This window comes from Polaromonas sp. (genome assembly GCF_041689105.1).
Lineage (GTDB): Bacteria > Pseudomonadota > Gammaproteobacteria > Burkholderiales > Burkholderiaceae_C > Polaromonas.
This window is the reverse complement of record NZ_JBDNGU010000024.1, coordinates 1-1771: the sequence shown is the minus strand read 5'-3', so window position 1 is coordinate 1771 and position 1771 is coordinate 1. Positions and strand designations below refer to the sequence as shown.

Here is a 1771-nt window from a genome sequence, read left to right as displayed (position 1 = left end):
TCTGGCCCTTGGGTATCGGACTTTGCCGAGATGGCCAAGAAAACGGTGGTGCGCCGCCACAGCAAGCGCCTGCCGCTCTCAACAGACATTGACGGCATGATCAAAGATGACGACGAGCTTTTCATGCCTGAGCAGGCCCCGTCGCCAGAGCCCACGCAGCCGCCCGAAACAGCAGCTGCGCCCAAGCGCCCCAGCCGTCTGCAGAAGGTCGCTGAGCAGGCCCCGCCGCCCGCAGACGACGACGGGGTGATCGACATGCCCGCCTCCGATGTAAGCCAGTCTTACCCGGAAGACAGCGACAGCCCTATTTAAGTTTTTGGGGGGAAAGCGGATGCTGGGCCGTGCATAAGCCTGCCGACTCTCGTCACAAGCGTGAGACAACCAGTGCAGCGAGTACCCCACCCATTTTTTTGACCTTAGGAGAAACACATGGAAGACCGCATTTATCTCATCCGCGAGCACGACAGCGAAAAAATCCGCTTGGTCCGCGCGGGAAGCAAGGCCCGATTGCTTCGACACCTGATCAAAGACCGCTTTGTGATTGAAAACCCAAGCGCCGCGGACGTCGGCGACTACGTCGAGTCCGGTGTGCCCATCGAGCGCGTTGCAATCAACGACGCTGAGTCATAAAGCCAACCTAAGTAAAAAATGAACGAACAAACCATCACCCTCAAATTCACCGTCAGCGAGTTCAACTTTCTACACGCCATCCTGGGCGACTTGCCCACCAAAAGCAACGCGTGGATTTTGCTGAACAACCTGGAGGCTCAAGCAAAGGCCCAAGCCGAGTCGCAGAACATCCCAGTGGTAAGCGCCGAGCAGCCTCAAGAGCCCTTCGCTGAGTAACGAAAAACAAGGGCCGCCCTCGGGTGGCCCGCAAGGCGGCTCTTATGGATAAGTTTGAAAACCGGCAGGTCCAGCAGCAGGTGCAGTCAACAAATCAGATGCTGACGCCGCAAGATGTCTCTCATCTAATCAAGATTGCGGTTGGCGCGCTCGAGAACTGGCGCATGGCCGGCAAGGGGCCAAAGTTCATCCGGCTTGGCGGCGGCGCGCGTGGGCACATTCGCTACCGCGAGCAAGACGTGGAAGATTGGATGTTTGAGAATGCGAAAACCAGCAAAGAATAAAAATGAACCAGTCCCGTGCAGCATCTCTGATTGAGTCCGCATTCAACGTGGTGATCGGCTACGGTGTAGCGCTGGCCAGCCAGCTTGCAATTTTCCCGATGTTTGATATTCACCTGCCCTTGGCCGATAACCTGGCGATCGGCGCCTGGTTCACCCTCATCAGCCTGGTCCGCAGCTACGCGATCCGGCGCTGGTTTAACGCCCGCCTGCACAGGGCTGCACAAAAAATTGCGGGTATATGAAAAAACGAAAGCCGCAGCGTGTTGTGCATATTTACCGGTACACCCTCATGGACGTCATGATGGCCAGCCCGACAGAGATATTGCCAACCAGACATCGCCAGCACCAGCTGACCCGGATGTACCAAGGCCTTGACTCCATGGAGACAAGCGCCTCGCCCAGCACGGAAGACTGGCGCCTTGTCAGCGACGCGGTGAACCTCATGGAAACGCTGATCGTCAACAGGCCATGGCCAGACAGCCAAGGCGATCTTGTAGAGATCGGCGACGGCGAAGGGCTGCTTCAGGACGCAATCACGGCGCTCGCGATGACCGGAAAGCGACACAAAGCAGGCGGAAACATTCGCTTGGACGGCGCTGGCATTCAGGCCTGCAGAAGCATCCTCGCCGACTACTCCAGCC

6 protein-coding genes are annotated in these 1771 nt (G+C 57.7%); all 6 read left to right on the top strand.

The features are described from left to right. On the top strand, nucleotides 1-312 hold a 312-nt coding region (locus tag ACESMT_RS02110), incomplete at its 5' end, for a recombinase RecT (protein ID WP_372824786.1). 117 nt (nucleotides 313-429) lie between these two features. Beyond that, nucleotides 430-630 carry a hypothetical protein gene (locus ACESMT_RS02105; protein WP_372824784.1) on the top strand — a complete coding sequence of 67 codons (201 nt, stop codon included), beginning with the start codon at nucleotides 430-432 and terminating at the stop codon, nucleotides 628-630. A gap of 18 nt (nucleotides 631-648) precedes the next feature. Further along, the gene (locus ACESMT_RS02100; protein ID WP_372824782.1) at nucleotides 649-846 is read left to right on the top strand and encodes a hypothetical protein; all 198 of its coding nucleotides are present in this window, start codon (nucleotides 649-651) and stop codon (nucleotides 844-846) included. A gap of 44 nt (nucleotides 847-890) precedes the next feature. Further along, on the top strand, nucleotides 891-1130 hold the full coding sequence (locus ACESMT_RS02095; RefSeq protein WP_372824780.1) for a helix-turn-helix transcriptional regulator: 240 nt from the start codon (nucleotides 891-893) through the stop codon (nucleotides 1128-1130). A gap of 2 nt (nucleotides 1131-1132) precedes the next feature. Then, nucleotides 1133-1372 (top strand): hypothetical protein, encoded by a 240-nt coding sequence (locus tag ACESMT_RS02090; RefSeq protein WP_372824778.1) that lies wholly within the window; start codon nucleotides 1133-1135, stop codon nucleotides 1370-1372. A gap of 47 nt (nucleotides 1373-1419) precedes the next feature. Then, nucleotides 1420-1771, top strand: a 352-nt coding sequence (locus tag ACESMT_RS02085; RefSeq protein WP_372824776.1) for a hypothetical protein, incomplete at its 3' end; no start/stop codon positions are given.